1 protein-coding gene is annotated in these 1,469 nt (G+C 68.8%); it reads left to right on the top strand.

What is annotated here, in order from left to right; translation table 11 throughout:
* Window positions 1-220: 220 nt before the first annotated feature.
* On the top strand, window positions 221-1,444 hold the full coding sequence (locus ACGF5C_RS34535) for an IS110 family transposase (RefSeq protein WP_393308586.1): 1,224 nt from the start codon (window positions 221-223) through the stop codon (window positions 1,442-1,444).
* The last annotated feature ends 25 nt before the right edge of the window (window positions 1,445-1,469 follow it).

Here is a 1,469-nt window from a genome sequence, read left to right as displayed (position 1 = left end):
CCCGTTACCTTTTTGATCGTCCCCAGCCGGGGACTGCTCGGTCGCCCGGCCCGGTATGACTTACTGCCCCTGTCGTACGGATGATCCGGGGGGTGTTGTCGCCGGGTCGGGTGGCGTCGATGGACCGCTGATAGGGACACGGCCACCTGCGGTGTTGGGGTAGGTCTCTTCGTAACGTGGCTGCCGGCAGTCGACGCCAGATCGGCGACCGGGTCAGTGGATGTGTCGGGGAGGCGATGCGGTGCACGGCGACGACTATCAGGTGTTTCTCGGTCTCGATGTCGGCAAGGACGGCCATCACGCTGTCGCGTTGAACCGGGACGGCAAGCGGCTGCACGACGCGGCGTTGGTCAACACTGAGGCCAAGTTGCGGCAGGTGTTCGACAAACTCGCTCGTCACGGCCGGGTTCTCGTGGTGGTGGACCAGCCGGCTTCCATCGGTGCGCTGCCGGTCGCGGTCGCCCGTGCCTGCGGTCATCAGGTGGCCTACCTGCCCGGTCTGGCGATGCGGCGGATCGCTGACCTGCACCCGGGCGCCGCCAAAACCGACGCCCGCGACGCCTACGTGATCGCCGACGCTGCTCGCACGCTGCCGCACACGCTGCGCCGCGTCGATGTTGGCGACGAGGCCCTGGCCGAGCTGGAAGTCCTCGTCGGCTTCGACGACGACCTGGCCGGCGAGGCCACCCGGCTGACCAACCGGATTCGCGGTCTGCTCACCCAGATCCACCCCGCACTGGAACGAGCGTTCGGCAAGAACATCCAGCACAAGGCCGTCCTCGAACTGCTGTCGCGGTGCGGCGGCCCAGCCGGGCTACGCAAGGCCGGCCGCCGCAAACTGGTGTCGATCGCCGGCAAGAACGCACCCCGCATGGGCGAACGCCTGGTCGAGCGGATCATGGCCGCCCTCGACGAGCAGACCGTCGTTGTTCCCGGCACCGCCGCAGCCGAGACGATCCTGCCCCGGCTGGCCGACAGCCTGCGCGACGTCCTGCAACAACGTGACCAGGTCGCCGCTGAGGTGGACAGGATGCTCGATGCGCACCCTCTTGCCCCGGTCCTGACCTCGATGCCCGGCATCGGCGTCAGGACCGCAGCCCGGATCCTGCTCGAAGTCGGCGACGGCACCGCCTTCGCCACCCCAGGGCACCTGGCCGCCTACGCCGGGCTGGCCCCGGTCACCCGCCGCTCCGGCAGCAGCATCCGCGGCGAACACCCACCAAGGGGCGGCAACAAACAACTCAAACGCGCCTTCTTCCTCGCCGCGTTCGCCGCCCTGTCCGACCCCGTCAGCCGCGCCTACTACGACCGCAAACGCGCCCAAGGCAAACGCCACAACGCCGCCCTCATCTGCCTCGCCCGACGCCGCTGCGACGTCCTGTTCGCCATGCTCCGCGACAAGATCCCCTATCAACCCCGCCCCACACCGCCGATCACCGCTTGACGAAACCCATAGGGACACCCCCCCT

This window comes from Micromonospora sp. NPDC047620 (assembly GCF_043205005.1).
In the GTDB taxonomy this organism is placed as follows: domain Bacteria; phylum Actinomycetota; class Actinomycetes; order Mycobacteriales; family Micromonosporaceae; genus Micromonospora.
The sequence above is the reverse complement of the archived record's forward strand: the minus strand, read 5'-3'. Positions and strand labels throughout refer to the sequence as shown.